Source organism: Telluria sp. GW821-FHT07G12, from assembly GCF_059418525.1.
This window is the reverse complement of the sequence record NZ_JBWKQA010000001.1, coordinates 1,445,026-1,463,118: the sequence shown is the minus strand read 5'-3', so window position 1 is coordinate 1,463,118 and position 18,093 is coordinate 1,445,026. Positions and strand designations below refer to the sequence as shown.

Sequence of the window (18,093 nt, the reverse complement as noted above, 5' to 3'; positions counted from 1 at the left end):
AAGCCATGCGTATTCTTCACTTCTACAAGACCTACTATCCCGACTCGGTGGGCGGGATCGAACAGGTCATCCGCCAGATGTGCGTCGGGACCGGGCGGCTGGGAGTGACCAACCAGGTCCTGTCGCTGTCGCGCAAGCCGGATCTGCAGCCTTTCGAATTCGAGGGGCATATGGTGCACCGGGTGCCGCAGAACTTCGAACTGGCGTCGAACGCGGTGTCGGTGCAGGCTGTGTCGGAACTGGCGCGCATGGCGCGCGAGGCCGACGTCGTGCACTATCACTTCCCCTGGCCCTTCATGGACCTGGCCCACTTCCTGGCGCGCGTGAACAAGCCCAGCGTGGTGACCTACCACTCCGACATCGTGCGCCAGAAGGCCTTGCTGCGCCTGTACCAGCCGCTGCAGCACCGCTTCCTGCAGAGCGTCGATGCGATCGTCGCGACCTCGCCCAATTACCTCGGCTCGTCGGCGGTGCTGGACCGCTACCGCGACAAGACCCGCGTGATCACCTTCGGCCTGGACAAGACCAGCTATCCGGAACCGGACCAGGCGCGCCTGGACCACTGGCGGCAAAAGGTCGGGCCGAAGTTCTTCCTGTTCGTCGGCGTGCTGCGCTATTACAAGGGGCTGCACATCCTGCTGGATGCAGTGTCGGGCACGGATTACCCGGTGGTGATCGTCGGCGCCGGTCCGATCGAGGAGGAGCTGAAGACCCACGCCGAGCGCCTCGGGCTGAAGAATGTGATGTTCGTCGGGAAGGTGGACGACCTCGACAAGGTTGCGCTGCTCAAGCTGTGCTACGCGGTGGCCTTCCCCTCGCACCTGCGCTCGGAAGCCTTCGGCATCTCGCTGCTGGAAGGTGCGATGTTCGGCAAGCCGATGATCTCGAGCGAGATCGGCACCGGCACCACCTACATCAACATCGACCGGCAGACCGGCCTGGTGGTGCCGCCTTCGGACCACGAAGCCTTGCGCGAAGCGATGCGCACCCTGTGGGACGATCCGGCCATGGCCCAGGAAATGGGCCGCCGCGCCGAGGCGCGCTATTGGCAGCTGTTCACCGCCGAGCAGATGGCGGACGGGTATGCGAGCCTGTACCAGGAGCTGGTGGCGCGGGGGCAGCAGGTGGGATTGACCCCGGCGGCTCGGCTAGGTTGATCGGATCGTGGGCTCGGGGAGCCCACCCTACGTTGCGCCAGTAGGGTGGGCACCCCGTGCCCACGTCGGCACTACGCGGCTTTCAATTCCTGGGCATCTTCCGCCCAGCGCTCCCGGATCGCCCGGATCGCCGGCATCTGCGCAATGAACAGATCCACCAGCGCCGGGTCGAAGTGCATGCCCTTCTGCTTGACCAGGAATTCGAGCGCTTCTTCTTCCGTCCACGCCTTCTTGTACGGCCGCACCGAGGTCAGGGCGTCGAACACGTCCGCGATCGCGGTGATCCGGCCTTCCAGCGGAATCTCTTCCCCCTTTAAACCTTTCGGGTAGCCGCTGCCGTCCCACTTCTCGTGGTGGGTGAGGGCGATGTTGCGCGCCAGCGCCAGCATGCCGCTCGGGTGGTCGCCGATGATTTCCGCGCCGATGGCGGCGTGGCTCTGCATGATTTTCCATTCGTCCGGATCGAGCGGCCCGGGTTTCTGCAGGATGCGGTCGGGGATGCCGATCTTGCCGACGTCGTGCATCGGCGCCGCGTGCAGCAGGTCGTCGGCTTCCGCCTCGCTCATGCCGGCGGCCAGGCCGAGAATGCGCGAGAAGTGGCTCATGCGGATCACGTGCAGGCCGGTCTCGTTGTCCTTGTACTCCGCCGCCAGGCCGAGGCGCTGGACGATCTCGAGGCGCGATTCACGCAGCGCTTCCATGCGCACCAGCGACAGGTGGGTGCGCACGCGCGCACGCACGATCGGCGGGCTGACTGGCTTGGTGATGTAGTCGACCGCGCCGGCCTCGAAGCCTTCCAGCTCGTCGTCGGTGTCGGTCAGGGCGGTCACGAAGATCACCGGAATGCCCGCCGTGCGCGGATCGGCCTTCAGCGCGGCGCAGACTTCGTAGCCGCTCATGCCCGGCATCATGACGTCGAGCAGGATCAGGTCGGGGGCTTCCTCTCGCACCAGTTCCAGTGCGCGCGGGCCGTCCTTGGCGAAGCGCAGGCGGTAGTGGTCCTGCAGGATCTGGCGCAGCAGCTGCAGGTTGCTTGCTTCGTCGTCGACCGCGAGGATCAGCGGAAGGTTGACGGTGTTCATTCGGTCATCTCCTGTGCCATGTCGTCGTCAATGGCGCCCAGCACGGCGTCGAGCTGCTGCAGGGCCAAGTCAAAATCGAAATCGGCGATCGCCGCGTGCACCTGGGCCGCGCGCGTCGCCAGCGGATGGCCGGTCAGCGCGGCCGCCAGGCCGGCCGAGGCGGCGTCGTCCAGGCCGCCGCGGCGCAGGGCCTCGCGCAGGACCTTGCCGGCACGGCTGGCGCGTTCCAGGTCGACGCCCGGACGCACCGCCTGCGCCGGCTTGACGGAAGAAGGCAGAGGCTGGGCCGCGCGGATTTCCGCCAGCGCGCCGTCCAGCAGCACGGCCAGCTGGGCCAGCGTATCGTGCAGTGCTTCTTCCGCGCCCGGATACAGCTTGCCGCTATCGCCGTCGACCAGGCCTTCGAGCTTGCCGAGGGCATCGGCCAGCAGTTCCAGGCCGAGGTTGGCGGCCACGCCGCGCACCTTGTGCGCCAGCATGCGCATTGCGCGGTAGTCGGCCTGGGATGCCTGGGCGGCCAATGCCTGCGCGGCGCCGGCATGCTGGGCTTCGAAATGCGCCAGCGCCTCCAGGTAGGCGTCTTCCTTGCTGCTCCAGCGGCGCAGGCCGGCCTGGCGGTTCAGCGCCATGCGTTCCTGGGCCGGCAGGTCCGGATCCGGCTGGGCGCTGCCCAGGCCCAGCACCCGTGCGATCTCGTGCGACAGCGAGAACCAGTCGACCGGCTTGCCGGCAAAGCCGTCCATGCCGGCGTCGGCGCTGGCGCGGCGGTGCTCGGCCAGCACGCTGGCGGTGGTCGCGATGATCGGCACGCGCTTGCGGCCGCTGCTTTCTTCCCGCTGGCGGATCAGGCGCGCGGCCGAGAGACCGTCGATGACCGGCATGTGGAAGTCCATCAGGATCACGTCGAACTCGTCGCGGCCGGCCAGTTCGACCACCTGGGCGCCATCGCTGGCCGAGGTCATGGTGTGGCCGCGGCGCGCCAGCAGCAGCTGCAGCAGTTCCTGGTTCTGCGGCACGTCGTCGGCCACCAGCACGCGCAGCGGCGGCAGGGCGGCCGGGGTGCGCACGCGCGGCTGCTGCGGCGCGAAGCGCGCCAGCAGCAGCGGCAGCACCACGTGGAAGGTCGTGCCCTGGCCCGGTTCGCTCTCGGCCCAGATGCGGCCGCCCATCAGCTCGACCAGCTGCTTGCTGATCGTGGTGCCAAGGCCGGTGCCGCCGAAGCGGCGCGTCATCGAAGCGTCGGCCTGGGTGAAGGGATCGAAGATCGCCTGCAGGCGTTCCGGCGCGATGCCGATGCCGGTGTCCTTCACCTCGAAGTGCAGCTGCTCGCCCTGCAGCTCGGCGCGCAGGGTGACGCTGCCTTTTTCGGTGAACTTGATCGCGTTGTCGAGCAGGTTGGTCAGCACCTGGCGCACGCGCAGCTCGTCGCCGCGCAGGCAGGTCGGCAGCGCCGGGTCGTAGTGGATGTCGACGTGCAGGCCCTTGGCGCGCGCATTCGCCGCCAGGGTCGACGACAGCTCGTCGATCAGCGACAGCAGGTTGTAGTCGTTCTGTTCGAGTTCGACCGCGCCTTTTTCCAGCTTGGCGGTGTCGAGGATTTCGTTCAGCAGGCGCAGCAGCGCGCGGCCGGCGCTGCGGATCGTATCGAGGTGACGCCGCTGTTCGGATCCAAGCTCGCCGTCGAGCAGCACGTCGGTGAAGCCGAGGATCGAGTTCATCGGCGTGCGGATCTCGTGGCTCATGTTGGCCACGAAGCTGGCGCGCGCGGCGGCGGCCTGCTCGGCGGTTTCCTTCGCTTCGCGCAACGCGTCTTCCATCTCGCGGCGCTCGGTGATATCGAGGATCACGCCGTCCAGCCACTGCAGCTGGCCGTCGTCGTTGCGCACGCCGGTGCCGTTTTCCCATAACCAGCGCACGCTGCCGTCCGCATGCAGCAGGCGGTATTCGACCAGATAGGGACGGTCTTCACGCAGGGCCGAAGAGATGGCCTCCATGACCTGCACGCGGTCGGCAGCGTGGATCAGGCCATCGAAGCTGCGGCGCGCCTTGGCGCCGGGCTGGCGGGCGATGAAGTCGCTGCCGGGATAGCCGGTGATGCGTTCGACGGCGTCGCTGATGAAGACCAGCGGGCGGTCGCCTTCGAGCAGGCTGCGGTAGGAGATGCCGGGGATGTTCCCGATCAGCGAACGGAATTGCTGCTCGCTGGCGCGCATCGCCTGTTCCATCGCGCGGCGCTCGGTGATGTCGGTGATGAAGCAGACGAACAGGTCCTGGTTGTCCAGGCGCGCATGGCCGACCGCGCGGCGGACCGGCACGATGCTGCCGTCCTTGCGGCGGCCGCTGACGTCGGCGCTCCTGGCGGCCGCCGTGATCTCACCCGTCTCCAGCGCGCGCAGCAGGCCGGCGCGCGCCGAGCCTTCCTCGTCGCCGATGATGGTGCGGATGTGCCGGCCGACGATCTCGTCGCGCTGCCAGCCGTAGATGCGCTCGGCCGCGGCATTGAATTCGACGATGGTGCCCTCGGCGTCCACCGTGATGACGCCGTCCACGGTGGTGGTCAGCAGGGCGCGCATCCAGGCTTCGCTGCGCGACAGCTCCTGGAACAGCTGGCGGTAGCGCAGCAGGCCGTTGGCGCCCAGGACGAAGACGGCGAAAGCCATGGTGATCAGGGTGATCGCCAGTGCCAGGAAGGTGTCGGAGCGCGTCTTTTGCGCGGTCAGCGAGACCTGTCCGACGAAGCGTGCGGCTTCCATGCCGGTGTAGTGCATGCCGGCGATGGCGCAGCCCATCACGACGGCCGCCAGGAAGATGCGGCGCCCTTCGCTCAGGCGGTGCGACAGATTCGACAGGCCGAAGCGGACCCACAGCGCCAGCGTGGCCAGCACCACCGCGACCACGATCGACGTCAGGAACATCCAGAGGTCGTAATGCAGCTCGAGGCCCATCTGCATGCCCGCCATGCCGGCGTAGTGCATCACGCCAATGCCCGCGCCGACCACCACGCCGCCCGCCAGCAGGCCCCAGCCGCCCAGGCGCTCGCGCGCGATCAGCCACAGCGCGACGAAGGAGGCGGCGATGCTCGGCACGCCCGAGATGATGGTGGTGACCGGGTCGTAGTCGACGTCGGTGCACAGGTCGAAAGCCAGCATGCCGATGAAGTGCATGGCCCATACGCCGGTGCCCAGCGCCAGGCTGCCGCTGCCCAGCACGATCCAGCGCTGGCTGCGGTTGACGGCGGCCTGGCCGGCGATCAGCAGCGCCATCCAGGAGGCGAAGATCGCCACCAGCACCGACAGGATCACCAGGCCAGGCGTATACATCCCGTAGCTGAGCAGGGATGGGTCGTCGGGCACGTTAAATAATGAAAACAGCATAATTTGATGAATATGACGATATTTTTGGCGGCGGGCACGCCAGTATGTCACTTTCTTGCAGGAAAATGTTGTCGCCGGGAAGACAGGGCGTTACAAATGGAGAGAGTTGTCGCGCGAGCGCCACCAATTTGATGAAAATTGTCGAGTTGCTATGGATTGCCGCGCCTTATATGTTGCTGGTATGCTGGATGCAAGGTCGCTGCCGCTGGCAGCCTTGGCACTGGGTACGCTATGCGAATGAAAACAACCATTTTTGCCGCAATGCTTGCCCTCGGCTGCGCCGCTGCACAGGCACAGCCGGCGCCGCGCTTGTACCTCACCACCGAGGCAGCGCCGCACAGCATGCTGGAAGGGAAGCGCGTGGTCGGCATCGACGCCGACACCGTGCGCGAGATCATGGTTCGCGCCCACATCGACCACACGATCGAGCTGCTGCCCTGGAAGCGCGCCTACACCGCCGCGCTCGAGCGCCACGACACCTGTGTATTCTCCACCACCCGCACCCCTGAGCGCGAGGCCCTGTTCAAGTGGGTCGGCCCGATCGGCGAGGCGGACTGGGTCCTGATGGGGCGCGCCGACCGCAATCTGCACCTGGACAGCCTGGACGATGCACGCCACTACCGCATCGGCACCTACAACGGCGATGCGCGCGACCTCTACCTGCGTGGGCGCGGCTTCGACGTCGATCCGGCGCCGAACGACCTGCTCAATCCGCGCAAGCTGATGGCGAACCGCATCGACCTCTGGGCCGCCAGCATCCGCCGCGGCAGTGTCGCCCTGGAGCGCATGGGCTATGCCGGCAAGATCGTGCCGGTCCTGGTCTTCAACAATATCCGCGTCTACCTCGCCTGCAACCGCGCCGTGCCCGACGAGCTGACGACGCGCATGAGCACCGCACTCGAGACCATGGAGCACGACGGCACCCTGCGGCGCATCATGCACCGCTACGACGACTACGGCATGCCGCAGCGCCGCTGAGTTGCGCGTGCGACCCGACGCGGGTCGTTTAGGTATGATGAAAGCCTGCAAGTTCGATCCCAGAGGATTTGTGACGGCTTCCCTCATCCCGACCGACCGCTTCTCGGTCGCCTCCGTCCAGATGCTGGCGCTGCGCGACGGGGTCCTGCGCGTGTGGGAAGCGCAGTTGCGCGAATCCTTGCCGCGCGCCGGGAATCTGAGCCAGCCGGTGCTGATCGATACCATGCCGGTGCTGTACGAGCGCCTGTGCGCGATCCTGATGCCGGCCTATTTCAGCCGCGACGGCATCGACGTTTCGGCCGTCGGCGCCGAGCACGGCATCGAGCGGGCCAACCTGACCGACTACGACGCCGAGGCCATCCTGGCCGAATTCCAGGTCTTCCGCAGCGTGCTGTTCGACGTGCTGGACGCACACCAGGTGCCCCTGACCGGTCCCGAACGGCGGGCCCTGCACCTGACCATCGACATGGCCGTGCGCGAGAGCGTGCGCGCCTTCTTCGTGGCCGCGAACTCGCTGCGCGAACGCGTCGCCGGCGCGCTCGCGCACGACCTGCGCCAGCCGGTCTCGAACATCGCAATGGGCGCGCAGCTGATCCTGCGCCTCGACCCGCCGCCCGCGATCGCCGACTGGGCCGGCCGCATCGCCAAGAACGGCGAGCGCCTGACGAGCATGCTGAAGGAATTGCTGGACGCGCTGGCGATCCAGTCGGGCGACCGCCTCAAGCTGGCCCTGAGCGAGTTCGACATGCTGGCCCTGGTCGAATCGGTGGCCCAGCGCGCCCGCGACTACCAGGGCGCGAACGTGCGCGTGGAAGGCGTCGCCGTAAGCGGCTGGTGGAGCCATCCGGCGCTCGAGCGCGCGCTGGAAAACCTGCTCAACAACGCCCAGAAGTACGGCGACACCGGCACGCCGATCGACATCCGGCTGGGCCTCGACAATGCGCGCGTCGTGATCTCCGTGCACAACCAGGGCCGGCCGATCCCTGCGGGCGAATCCGAGGCCATCTTCCAGCAGTTCGTGCGCTCGACCGACGCCGGCGAATCGCCGACCGGCAGCTGGGGCCTGGGCCTGCCTTACGTGCGCACGGTGGCGAAAAGCCATGGCGGCAGCGCGGTGGTGTTCAGCGATGCGGAGTCCGGGACCGTGTTCGTGATCGATGTGCCGGTGGATGCGCGGCCGTATCAGGAGCAGGCGGTCTAGTTTGTTGACCGTTAGATAACTCGGGAGGCATCGTGGCGCTCGGCCGGCATTCCGCCGCGCCGCGCTACAATGCTGCCTTCTCTTCAATAGGTATCAGGCATGAGTACTCCCCACATCTACGACATGATCCAGCACGCCTACACAGCCAATGCTCTGTACGTGCTGACCAAGCATGAGATTTTCGACCGTGTGCTGGGCCAGGACAAGTCGGCCGATGCATTGGCACGGGAAGCGGGCCTCGATGAAGCCGTACTGCGCGACCTGTTGCCGCTTGCCGCCGCTTGCGGCTTCCTGAAGATAAAGGGCGATGCCTACGGTATTGCCAAGCCGGGCCTGCTGCTTACCAAGCGTGCAAAATCCTGGCTGCGCTCGTATTTGATGGTGTGGGGCGAGCAATTGAACCCTGCCTTTACGAAGCTGGACGGCTACGCGGCGACGCGCAGCAATGCGTTCGAGGCAGCGCTCGGCGCACCGATCTGGGATTATTACGGCAAAGACAAGACGCAACATGAGTACTTTGTCGAATACATGGCGCAGGTGACCGACCAGGTTCACATCCCGGCCATCGTCAAGGAGCTCAAGGTCGGAAACGCTGCCTCTCTTCTCGACGTCGGGGGCGGAACGGGCAGCCTGGTATGCAGCCTGCTCGACGAGCATCCGGCCTTGCATGGCGTGATTTACGACCAGCCTCGGAATACCGGCGCGGCCAATGCGCGGATTGAAGCGCGCGGTCTGCAAGGCCGCTGCGATTTCGTCGGCGGGAACATGTTTGCCAGCGTGCCCGGCGGTTCGCAACTCTACCTGATCAAGCATGTGTTGCATGACTGGGATGATGGCAACGTCGTGTCGATCCTGAGTTCGATCGCCGGCGCCATGACGGCAGACGCGACACTGGTCATTATCGAAGGGCTGATGGATACCGGAAATGCCGCGACCAATCCTCAGTTTCTGCATACGCGCAACATCGAGCAGCGCGTGTGGACCGAGGGCCGCGTTCGTAACTCCACCGAATGGCGTGCACTGTGCGGAAAAGCGGGACTGGAGATCGGGGAAATCGTCGATTCGAGCTTGTTCGACGTGTCCTACCTGTACTGCAAGCGGAGCGCCTGAATCGACCGGGAAGGCATCTGGCCGAGCGTGAACGGCGGATGCCGCCCGGACGGCGGTGCGGGGACTGCAGATTGCAAGCTGTTGGTGCTCCGGCCGGAATCGATGAGTTCGCCGGCAGCTGCTTGGCTGCTGGGTTTTCTTGGCAAGCTCATCTGTGACGTGGATACACTCATGGATACACAGCCGTTCAGGGTATGGGTGCGGTTTTCGTTTGCGGAAGCTCGTGGTACAGGTTTGACCTGTGCTGCCGGTTCAGGTTCGCTTTGTTTGACACGGCCGAATGGCTGGCGTCGCGGCTGATCGGGCCGAAAATTTCGTCGCGACGAAATTCTCAAAAAGTTCGTCATGACGAACTTTTTGGCCTGCTTGCATGCAAGTTGCTCGAGCTTGGCTGGCTGCGGTTTGCATGTCTTGCGCGATCACGCAGCCTCTGAAGGTCTTCAGTCCTGTCGGCGGGCGCGAATGCAGTCGACTGCCCACTGGTCGACTTCGCTTTTGATCCATGCGGACGACCTTCCGCTGAGCTTCACAGGTTTGGGGAAGTCTCCTTTCTTTATTGCGTCATAGACGCTACTTCGCGACTTGCCGCAGATGGCGAGCACCTCCTTCAATCTGAGGAACCGAACGTCGGCGCGATTGCTCGACGCACGGCGTTCAACCGCAACATTGACCGTTTGCTGATCCATGTACGCCTCCAATGTGAGATTGGAAAGAAGCATCGCAGCCGCTTGGCAGGATCGCAGGTGTCGCCGGCGCTTCACGGGTCAGTTAGCGCGGCTGCGATGCAGATTGCAGTGTGCCGTCGGTAGCGAGCCCAACATTGCGCTGGTACTTATGTAAGCGTCATTAAGCTGGATTCGACGTGTTGAAAGCAGGGTTTTTGGATTTGGTTTTGGAGGGCAGGATAGACTGACGTCTTAAATGTTTAATCTCTTCGAGATCAAACATTCGGTCCTTGTCCCTTGCGGCTGCGGGTGGTAGTCAGTCAGTGGCGTAGTGCCTTCCTGCTTGCTGTTTGAGCAACACAATCGTACACTGAGCTGCCATGAGGTCTGCGGGTAACCAAAAGCGAATGTTGAATTATAGTGAACGTCCGATCCGTATATGCCTATCGAGTAAAACCGTTGATTCCATGGATAAGTGAAAACGGTGATACTTTATAGCCGTGCAACCTGTTGTTTTGTCGATGTAGTGCACGATATTAACGAAAGTTGGCTCTGATGGCCGGGTCATTGCAATGCGCCGGATTATATAGCGAAACGAGGGGTAGATGAAGCTGATCAAGTACCGAGTTACAAATTTCAGGTCTGTAAAAGACAGTGGCTGGATCGATGCGGAGAATGTCACGGCGCTTATTGGAGTCAACGAATCTGGTAAAACAAACCTTCTAATACCGCTTTGGAAAATGAGTCCAGCCCAAGAAGGCGAGTTGCAGCCCACGGCGGATTACCCTAAACGTATGTTTGGCGAAATTCGCGAAAACCCAGCGAATTACAAATTTATTACTGCCGAATTTTCGACTGAGGACCTAGCCCAAGAGCTTGCTACGCTTACCGGGTTGCCTATCGAGAAGGTAACAATTGTACAGGTTCAGCGTTATTACGATGGGCGACATGAAGTAACTTTTCCTGAATATGTTCCAATCGCATCTATTCCTGCGCAAATCGTTCGCGAAGCCTTCGAAAGCTTGGAAGCACTTGCACGGGAAATCGAGCCTTTAAAGCAAGAAGAAAGCGTTAAAGCTGCATTGCTCGCTGAAGTGAAAAAGTTGGTTGAGGGTGTTGATAGTGAGTGGGACGAGTTACGGCTAGTTGCTGCTGCTGAAGCATTAAAAAATACAATTCCAGAGCATCCAGCGAAAACATCTGTGCTGGTTCCACGCGCGACGCAGACTTTAGAAAAGATAGATTGCTGGTTAGCGGAGCTACGTCGACCTGTACCTGAAGAGGTTGGCGGAGTTAAACAGAAAATCGTGAAGGCGCTACCTAAATTTGTTTATTATTCAAACTACGGTAATCTAGACTCAGAAATCTATCTTCCTCATGTTGTTCAGAACCTTAAAAGGACCGACTTAGGCGCTAAAGAGGCAGCGAAGGCCCGGACACTTAAGGTCCTATTTAATTTTGTCCGCCTTCAACCATCCGAAATTCTTGAGCTGGGGCGTGATTTCCGTGACCCGAATCGCGAGCCAACGACTGCTGAAATTGAAACAATAGCCGAAAAGAAGCGACAACGATCCATTCTCCTTCAATCTGCTTCTACGGTGCTTACTGAGCAATTTAAATCTTGGTGGAAGCAAGGTGACTATCGTTTCCGCTTTGAAGCTGATGGCGACCACTTCCGTATCTGGGTCTCTGACGACCGCCGACCAGAGGAAGTTGAGCTTGAAAGCAGAAGTACCGGTCTACAATGGTTTCTCAGCTTTTACCTCGTATTTTTGGTGGAAAGCCAAGCGTCGCATGAGAATGCGGTACTGCTGCTGGATGAACCTGGCTTGTCACTACATCCTTTGGCTCAGCGCGACTTGTCGAAATTTTTTGACGGACTAGCTCAAACGAACCAGATTATTTACACTACACATTCCCCCTTCCTGGTTGATGCCGACCGGCTTGATCGTGTTCGCAAAGTACTAGTCGCTGCCGACGGTTCGACACAATGCTCACCTAATTTGCGGCAGTCTGGTGCTGACGCGGCCCAAGCAGGTGCGGCCTACGCCGTTTACTCGGCCCTCAATCTTAGTGTCGCTGAGAGTTTGTTACTTGGCTGTTCACCTGTAGTTGTAGAAGGTGCATCAGACCAACACTACCTTACAATGTTCAAGGCTCTCTTAATTGGCGCTGGAAAAATCTCTCCTCGTCGCGAGCTCGTTTTTCCTCCTGCAGGGGGAACGAAGACCTTACGCATTATCGCCAGTATTCTTACCGGACGTGATGACAAATTGCCGGTTGTCTTGCTTGATGGAGATGAAATGGGGGCAAAGATGGCGAAGGAGCTTGGCACTAGTCTGTATCAATACGCTAAGGATAAAGTTCTATCGACAGACAGCTTTGTTGGTTTTAAAAGCTCTGAACTCGAAGACCTAGTGCCGCAACGTTGGTTTGTTCAAGCTATTGATCGCTTATACAGGAATACCGATCAGTCGTTCGAGGATAGCGCTGAGAGCGGCCTCCCGATTGTCCCCCAAGTTGAACGATGGGCTCAAAAAGAGGGAGTTGAGTTGTCTCTGGGTTGGAAAGTCGAGGTAGCTAAGCGCGTAAAGCAAACCCTTCTCATAAAAGGAATTGCCGAAGTTGACGCGAGCCTTGTCGAGCAATGGGTGGCGATGTTTGAGTCCTTTGAACGGTTTGCTGACTGAGCCAACAAGCGTAATCAATTTAGTTCCTTTCGGCTTGGGGTCACTTATAAAGGGCTGCACTCGGCCATAAAAGACTGCCTTTGGCTAGTTTCCAATTTACGTTCCTGCAGGAGGTATCTTTGTTTGTGATAGTCGAGACATTCCTAAATGAAGGAGAACCCTCTTCTGCTGAGTACCGCGTTCGTCCAGTAGCCGGTCAGGCGTTTCCGACTTCAATGCGAGTTCAGTGTTCCAAGGCGTTACGCCGGAGTTACCCTCTTGGTACAAAATTTATTTTTCCGGTAACTCCTGTACAACGCGAGGACGGTGGGAAGTTCCTACGTCAAGTTGGATCGGGCCCATGGGAAGTGATCCCTGAGAATTAAAAAGGATAGTATTTAATGCGCAAGCAGATTTCAGCACCAATTATTGCTGCCGTTGCAGAAATACTTTCACAACGCACCACGCATGCATCGCTGGACAATTTGTTCATGCATGCCGGCGCACCAGGTGAACCGCCGGAAGGCAGTAAGTGGGTGAAGGCTCAAGAATGGCTTCGTCGCATCAATCGAGACGAAGCAGTTCAGCCGCTAGACGTCTTGGGCAGATTGATAGAGGGGTATATGGAAGAGGCACCACCTGAGCCTAGTCCCTTCGGCAACGGGATGTCACGAACCGAGACAGATGACCAGGAAAAAATCCGTAAGGCACTGGCTCGTTACGACCTCCAGTATGTTCGTGGGGGCATGATCTCGGGAACGCTCGGTACACCATCAAAAGCGCTGGAAAGTTATATCCGTGACCGTGAGTTGCCCGCAATTGATCAAGAATTCAGCAGAGCATTGGCGAATGTAGCGCGAAGTCCAAGAGAAGCAGTCTCAGCCGCGAGCAACATTCTCGAGAGTGTGTGCAAGGTTTACATTTCGGATCGAGGTCTTGATACTCCATCAAAACAAGATCTTAAGTCTGTTTGGTCAGTGGTCCGCAAGGACCTTGGATTTGATCCTGGTACCGTTGAAGACCAAGATCTTCAAGTCATTCTAACCGGGCTTTTCGCTATCGTAGAAGGAATCGGGGCTTTACGCACTCATGCAAGCTCGGCCCATGGTGCTGGGAAAAAGCAATATAAGCTTGAGCCCAGACACGCTCGCCTAGCAATTCACAGTGCCCATACCGCGACGCTGTTTATCTTAGAGTCGTGGCAACGCAAAGTCTTCTAAGCTGAGAACCTATTTGAATGTTAAGACAGATTTTCTGCTCTTTATGATCTGCTCTCAATTGAGAGCCGCCTACGGACCGTGTCTAAATTCCCATGATTAGCGCATGCGTGCTTTCAGTTTGTCCACATAGCAATTGCATTAGACTTATAACATTGCCAATTTGAAAGAATGATATGAAGGTTTTTTTTAGCTGGTCAGGTGCACGTAGCCGCGCTGCAGCGGAGTTGCTTCGCGATTGGACAAAGTGCGTTATTCAAGCCTCCGAACCCTGGATCTCGACGCGCGACATCGACCGTGGAGCACTGTGGTTCTCCGAGATCAACAGCGGGTTATCCAACACTTCAGTCGGTATTGTCTGCCTGACTCAGGCGAACAAAAACAAGCCGTGGATTCTGTTCGAGGCTGGTGCACTGGCTAAAGGGCTCAGCACTAGCAGAGTCTGCACCTTCCTCGTCGATTTGGAGCCCGCCGATATTCAAGACCCTCTTGCGCAGTTTAATCACACCAAACCGGATGCGGACGGACTTTGGAATCTGGTCATTACCTTGAACTCCACGCTTGAAAAGAGACTGGATGATCGAATTCTTCGCGAGGTGTTCGATACGTATTATCCTCAGTTTCAACGTAAGTTTGCTTTGCTAATAGAGCAGAATCCACCGGAGGAAAACGTACAGCCTCCTTCGGAAGATGAGATGTTGACACAGATTCTCGAAAGCGTGCGCGGTTTGTCTGGTCGGATACGCAACATTGAAAGAGTGCAGGATTCGTTTACAAATGCAGAGATCGGACGGGTTTGGGACACAATACCTGTGTTAAGTAATACAATGATTCGCCCCTCGCCCGAAGTACTTCGAAAGAATGAAATAGATATGGTGGAGGCTGCGTATCGTGCCGGTAAGCCTATCGATATAGTTTTGCCATCCCTACGTAGTAAGATCGTAAGAAAATGGGCTGCCGAGCTTTATGAAAAGGGGCCCTACGACGTGAATCGCCCTATTGATATGGAATAGTTATACCGGCTTAACATGATAGCGTGCCGTTATCAAATTTCGTTAGTCGCCGAGAGTGCTACCACTTCTTTGATTGAGTCAAGGTAGTCTGCCCAACGCTGCATCATCAATCGCCGGGCAGGCAGATGCGCCGTGCGATTGTAAGCGCGCCCGTTAGGATCTTTCACGGCATGTGCAAGCTGATGCTCAATTAAATCCACCCGTTCCCCCAGCACTTCATCCATGATCGTGCGGGCCATCGCGCGGAAGCCATGGCCGGTCATCACGTCCTTGCCGTAGCCCATGCCGCGCAGGGCCGCGTTGACCGTGTTCTCACTCATGCAGCGTGTACTGGTGCGAACGCTAGGGAAGACAAACTTGCCATGTCCTGTCATCGAATGGAGCTCACGTAGCAGCGTGACGGCTTGCGTCGCCAGCGGCACGATGTGATCCTGCCCCATCTTCATCTTCGAGCCAGGGATGCGCCATTCAGCCGCATCGAGATCGATCTCGGACCACTCGGCGGATCGCAGCTCCCCAGGCCGAACGAAAACCAGCGGCGCCAGCTTGAGCGAGGCAACGGCATACGCATGGCCGTTGTAAGCGTCGATAGCACGTAACAGTTCCGCCGCTTCCTTAGGATCGGTGATCGCGGCATAGTGCGCTTCCGGGACCGCTGACAATGCGCCACGCAGGTCTACCGTCATATCGCGATCCGCGAGGCCACACGCTACCGCGAACCGAAATACCTGGCCACACAGCTGCTTGATCTTGTGCGCAGACTCAATCGCGCCTCGCTTCTCGATGACACGAAGTGCGCTCAACACGTCCCATGGCTTGATAGTGGAGATGGGCAGGGCGCCGATAGAAGGAAAAATGTTCCGTTCGAGCCAGGCGGTGTTCTTTTCTTGCGTGCTGGCGGCCCGCTCGGCTGCAGTCCTGGCCAGCCATGCGCGGGCAACCGCCTCGAAGGTATTCAGTGCTGCCTTTTCCCTGGCCTGCTTTTCTTCGCGCTTGGTCCGCCCAGGATCGACCCCTTGTGCCAGCTGCTTTCGGGCTGCCAGCCGCTTGTCGCGCGCCTCCGCGAGCGACACCTCCGGATATTTCCCGAACGTCAGCCGGTTTTTCTTGCCGTTCGGCTGCCGATAGGCCATGCGCCAGAATCGTGTCCCGTTTGGCATGACCTCGAGGTACATGCCTTCCCCGTCTCCCAGGGTATAGGTCTTGTCTCGGGGCTTGGCGTTGCGAATGGCGGTATCCGTCAGCGGGGCGCAGAGCTTGGGCATTTTAGATCCATGACGTTTGGCGTTCGGTATCCGTGAACAAAGTATGGATACAAAAACTATGGCTGGTGATGGACGAGCTCAAACGTCGGCGCACAAAAAAACCGCGCCCCCAGAGGGAGAAACGCGGTTTCATGGACTTCGCTGGATTACTACGGATGAGTAAGTGGTGCCTCCGGCCGGAATCGAACCGGCACGCCTTTCGGCGCTTGATTTTGAGTCAAGTGCGTCTACCAATTCCGCCACAGAGGCTGCAAGCGCAGGCGCGCATCTTAGCACATGCGATGCCAAAAAGACCAGTGCGCGTGTGCCCGGTTCCAGCGTATGATCTCGCCTACCTTGAGAACCGGCCGCCCGCAGTGCGGCGCGCACGATGAAGAACAAGAAGATACGCGAAATCATCCTGGGCAAAGCGCTCGACCCGATGCAGAGCGAGACCCGCCATTCGATGGCGCTGGTGGCCTTCCTGGCCTGGGTCGGGCTGGGCGCGGACGGCCTGTCCTCGTCCGCCTACGGCCCCGAAGAGACCTTCCGCGCGCTGGGCGCGCATACCCACCTCGGCCTGTACATGGCGGTCGCCACCGCGGTCACCGTGTTCATCATCGCGCTCGCCTACAACCAGGTGATCGAGCTGTTCCCGACCGGGGGCGGGGGCTACCGCGTCGCCACCCAGCTGGTTGGGCCCTATCTGGGGCTGGTCTCGGGCTGTGCCCTGATCCTCGATTACGTGCTGACCATCGCGATCTCGATCGCATCCGGGGTCGACGCGCTGGCGTCCTTCCTGCCGCTCGGCTTCCAGCCCTATAAATTGTGGGCCGAGGCTTTCTTCATCGCGCTGCTGATCGTGATGAATTTGCGCGGCCTGAAGGAGGCGATCCAGATCCTGCTGCCGATCTTCCTCGGCTTCGTCGCCACCCACCTGGTGCTGATCGTGTACGGCATCGTCGCCCATGCCTCGCATTTGCCCGGCCTGATCCCGAGCACGATGCTCGAGACGCGCGAGCTGGCAGGCGGCATCGGCTGGACCGGCGTGGCCGGCATGCTGCTGCTGGCGTATTCGCAGGGCGGCGGCACCTATACAGGCCTGGAGGCGGTGTCGAACAACGTCAACCTGCTGGCCGAGCCGCGCGTGCGCACCGGGAAGATGACGATGTTCTACATGGCGCTGTCGCTGGCGATTACCGCCGGCGGCATCATCCTCCTGTACCTGCTGTGGAACGCGCAGCCGGTGGCCGGCGAGACCCTGAATGCCACCACCTTCCGCAGCATCATCGCCAGCATGGGAATGAAAGGCGAGGTGCTGAACCAGGTGCTGCTGGCCGTCGTGCTGGCCTTCGAGGCGGGCCTGCTGTTCGTGGCCGCCAACACCGGCTTCCTGGGCGGCCCCTCGGTGCTGTCGAACATGGCGTCCGACTCCTGGGTGCCGCACCAGTTCCGCTACCTGTCGACGCGCCTGGTGACCCAGAACGGCATCCTGGTGATGGGCATCGCCGCGCTGGCGATCCTGTTCTGGACCGGCGGCCAGGTCACGCTGCTGGTGGTGCTGTATTCGATTTCGGTGTTCCTGACCTTTGCCATCTCCCTGTTCGGGCTGTGCCTGTACTGGTGGCGCCACCGCAAGGACGAGCGCTGGGTGCGGCGCTTCCTGCTGTCGCTGACCGGCTTCGTGATCTGCGCCGGCATCCTCGCGATCCTGCTGGTCGAGCGCTTCACGCAAGGGGGCTGGGCCACCGCCCTGATCATCGCCGCCATCGCCGGCCTGTGCATCTTCATCCGCAACCACTACCGCGAGACCAAGCGCGCCATCCAGTCGGTGGACCAGGTGTTCGAGGACCAGCCTTTCGGGCCGATAAAGGAGTCGGTCGATCCGGCGCCGGAGGCGCAGACGGCGGTGTTCATCGTCGGCACCTCGCGCGGCGGCGGCCTGCATGCACTGCTATGGGTGCTGCGCATGTTCCCGGGCCACTTCAAGAACTTCCTGTTCGTGAACGCGCGCACGGTCGATGCGCTTGCCTACGGCGGCGAGGGCGCGCTGGAAAAGATGCGGGAGAATGCGGCGGAGACGCTGGAATACTTCGTCGACTTCTGCCAGAGCCACGGGATGGCATCGGCGTCCTACATCGGCTTCGGCACCGATGCGGTGGAGGAGGTGACCCGCATGTGCGAGCAGATCAACCGCGAGTATCCGAATTCGATTTTCTTCACCAGTAAGCTGATCTTCGCATCGGATAACTGGTTCACCCGGCTGCTGCACAACCAGGCGGCGCTCGCTGTCCAGCGCCGCCTGCACCTTGAGGGATTACAGATGGTGATCCTGCCGATGAAGGTGTAGAGCGCCTCAAAAATCCTCATGGCGGCGTTGCAT

12 protein-coding genes and 1 tRNA gene are annotated in these 18,093 nt (G+C 60.4%); 8 read left to right on the top strand and 5 right to left on the bottom strand.

Going from position 1 to position 18,093, the window contains the following annotated elements:
• Positions 1 to 5: 5 nt before the first annotated feature.
• Entirely contained in the window at positions 6 to 1,157 is a 1,152-nt protein-coding gene (locus tag AC07PE_RS06850; protein ID WP_498762643.1) for a glycosyltransferase family 4 protein, read from the top strand.
• 71 nt (positions 1,158 to 1,228) lie between these two features.
• Here AC07PE_RS06850 and AC07PE_RS06845 read toward each other — a convergent pair whose 3' ends face one another.
• Together AC07PE_RS06845 and AC07PE_RS06840 are read right to left on the bottom strand one after the other, a co-directional pair.
• Positions 1,229 to 2,239 (bottom strand): response regulator, encoded by a 1,011-nt coding sequence (locus AC07PE_RS06845; protein WP_498762642.1) that lies wholly within the window; start codon positions 2,237 to 2,239, stop codon positions 1,229 to 1,231.
• Positions 2,236 to 5,592, bottom strand: a complete 3,357-nt coding sequence (locus AC07PE_RS06840; protein ID WP_498762641.1) for an MHYT domain-containing protein — start codon at positions 5,590 to 5,592, stop codon at positions 2,236 to 2,238. Before AC07PE_RS06840 ends, AC07PE_RS06845 begins: the two co-directional genes overlap by 4 nt.
• Before the next feature lie 258 nt (positions 5,593 to 5,850).
• On the opposite strand from AC07PE_RS06840, the gene AC07PE_RS06835 reads away from it, so the two are divergent.
• The 3 genes from AC07PE_RS06835 (at position 5,851) to AC07PE_RS06825 (ending at position 8,902) form a co-directional block, all read left to right on the top strand.
• Entirely contained in the window at positions 5,851 to 6,591 is a 741-nt protein-coding gene (locus AC07PE_RS06835) for a substrate-binding periplasmic protein (protein ID WP_498762640.1), read from the top strand.
• 70 nt (positions 6,592 to 6,661) lie between these two features.
• Positions 6,662 to 7,792: a sensor histidine kinase gene (locus AC07PE_RS06830; protein ID WP_498762639.1), complete on the top strand. Its 1,131-nt coding sequence runs from the start codon at positions 6,662 to 6,664 to the stop codon at positions 7,790 to 7,792.
• Positions 7,793 to 7,891: 99 nt separating this feature from the next.
• Complete coding sequence (locus tag AC07PE_RS06825; RefSeq protein WP_498762638.1) at positions 7,892 to 8,902, top strand: methyltransferase; 1,011 nt, start codon at positions 7,892 to 7,894, stop codon at positions 8,900 to 8,902.
• A gap of 440 nt (positions 8,903 to 9,342) precedes the next feature.
• Here the strand turns inward: AC07PE_RS06825 and AC07PE_RS06820 are convergent, their stop codons facing one another.
• Positions 9,343 to 9,588 (bottom strand): helix-turn-helix transcriptional regulator, encoded by a 246-nt coding sequence (locus AC07PE_RS06820; protein ID WP_498762637.1) that lies wholly within the window; start codon positions 9,586 to 9,588, stop codon positions 9,343 to 9,345.
• A 584-nt stretch (positions 9,589 to 10,172) separates the two neighbouring features.
• Here AC07PE_RS06820 and AC07PE_RS06815 point away from each other — a divergent pair.
• From AC07PE_RS06815 to AC07PE_RS06805, 3 genes are all read left to right on the top strand, one after another.
• The gene (locus tag AC07PE_RS06815; protein WP_498762636.1) at positions 10,173 to 12,257 is read left to right on the top strand and encodes an AAA family ATPase; all 2,085 of its coding nucleotides are present in this window, start codon (positions 10,173 to 10,175) and stop codon (positions 12,255 to 12,257) included.
• Between the two features lie 380 nt (positions 12,258 to 12,637).
• Entirely contained in the window at positions 12,638 to 13,456 is an 819-nt protein-coding gene (locus tag AC07PE_RS06810; protein ID WP_498762635.1) for an abortive infection family protein, read from the top strand.
• Positions 13,457 to 13,629: 173 nt separating this feature from the next.
• Positions 13,630 to 14,466: a toll/interleukin-1 receptor domain-containing protein gene (locus AC07PE_RS06805; protein ID WP_498762634.1), complete on the top strand. Its 837-nt coding sequence runs from the start codon at positions 13,630 to 13,632 to the stop codon at positions 14,464 to 14,466.
• 32 nt (positions 14,467 to 14,498) lie between these two features.
• On the opposite strand, the gene AC07PE_RS06800 is transcribed toward AC07PE_RS06805, so the two are convergent.
• Both AC07PE_RS06800 and AC07PE_RS06795 read right to left on the bottom strand, forming a co-directional pair.
• Complete coding sequence (locus AC07PE_RS06800) at positions 14,499 to 15,731, bottom strand: tyrosine-type recombinase/integrase (RefSeq protein ID WP_498762633.1); 1,233 nt, start codon at positions 15,729 to 15,731, stop codon at positions 14,499 to 14,501.
• A 164-nt stretch (positions 15,732 to 15,895) separates the two neighbouring features.
• A tRNA-Leu gene (locus AC07PE_RS06795) sits at positions 15,896 to 15,980 on the bottom strand.
• A gap of 121 nt (positions 15,981 to 16,101) precedes the next feature.
• On the opposite strand from AC07PE_RS06795, the gene AC07PE_RS06790 reads away from it, so the two are divergent.
• Positions 16,102 to 18,060: an APC family permease gene (locus AC07PE_RS06790; protein ID WP_498762632.1), complete on the top strand. Its 1,959-nt coding sequence runs from the start codon at positions 16,102 to 16,104 to the stop codon at positions 18,058 to 18,060.
• Positions 18,061 to 18,093: the final 33 nt, after the last annotated feature.

Excerpts from the sequence above, each read along its gene's own strand:
- AC07PE_RS06825 (WP_498762638.1), top strand. The coding sequence starts at position 7,892 with ATGAGTACTCCCCACATCTACGACATGATCCAGCACGCCTACACAGCC.
- AC07PE_RS06800 (WP_498762633.1), bottom strand. The coding sequence starts at position 15,731 with ATGCCCAAGCTCTGCGCCCCGCTGACGGATACCGCCATTCGCAACGCC.
- AC07PE_RS06835 (WP_498762640.1), top strand. The coding sequence starts at position 5,851 with ATGAAAACAACCATTTTTGCCGCAATGCTTGCCCTCGGCTGCGCCGCT.
- AC07PE_RS06845 (WP_498762642.1), bottom strand. The coding sequence starts at position 2,239 with ATGAACACCGTCAACCTTCCGCTGATCCTCGCGGTCGACGACGAAGCA.
- AC07PE_RS06815 (WP_498762636.1), top strand. The coding sequence starts at position 10,173 with ATGAAGCTGATCAAGTACCGAGTTACAAATTTCAGGTCTGTAAAAGAC.
- AC07PE_RS06790 (WP_498762632.1), top strand. The coding sequence starts at position 16,102 with ATGAAGAACAAGAAGATACGCGAAATCATCCTGGGCAAAGCGCTCGAC.
- AC07PE_RS06850 (WP_498762643.1), top strand. The coding sequence starts at position 6 with ATGCGTATTCTTCACTTCTACAAGACCTACTATCCCGACTCGGTGGGC.
- AC07PE_RS06810 (WP_498762635.1), top strand. The coding sequence starts at position 12,638 with ATGCGCAAGCAGATTTCAGCACCAATTATTGCTGCCGTTGCAGAAATA.
- AC07PE_RS06820 (WP_498762637.1), bottom strand. The coding sequence starts at position 9,588 with ATGGATCAGCAAACGGTCAATGTTGCGGTTGAACGCCGTGCGTCGAGC.
- AC07PE_RS06805 (WP_498762634.1), top strand. The coding sequence starts at position 13,630 with ATGAAGGTTTTTTTTAGCTGGTCAGGTGCACGTAGCCGCGCTGCAGCG.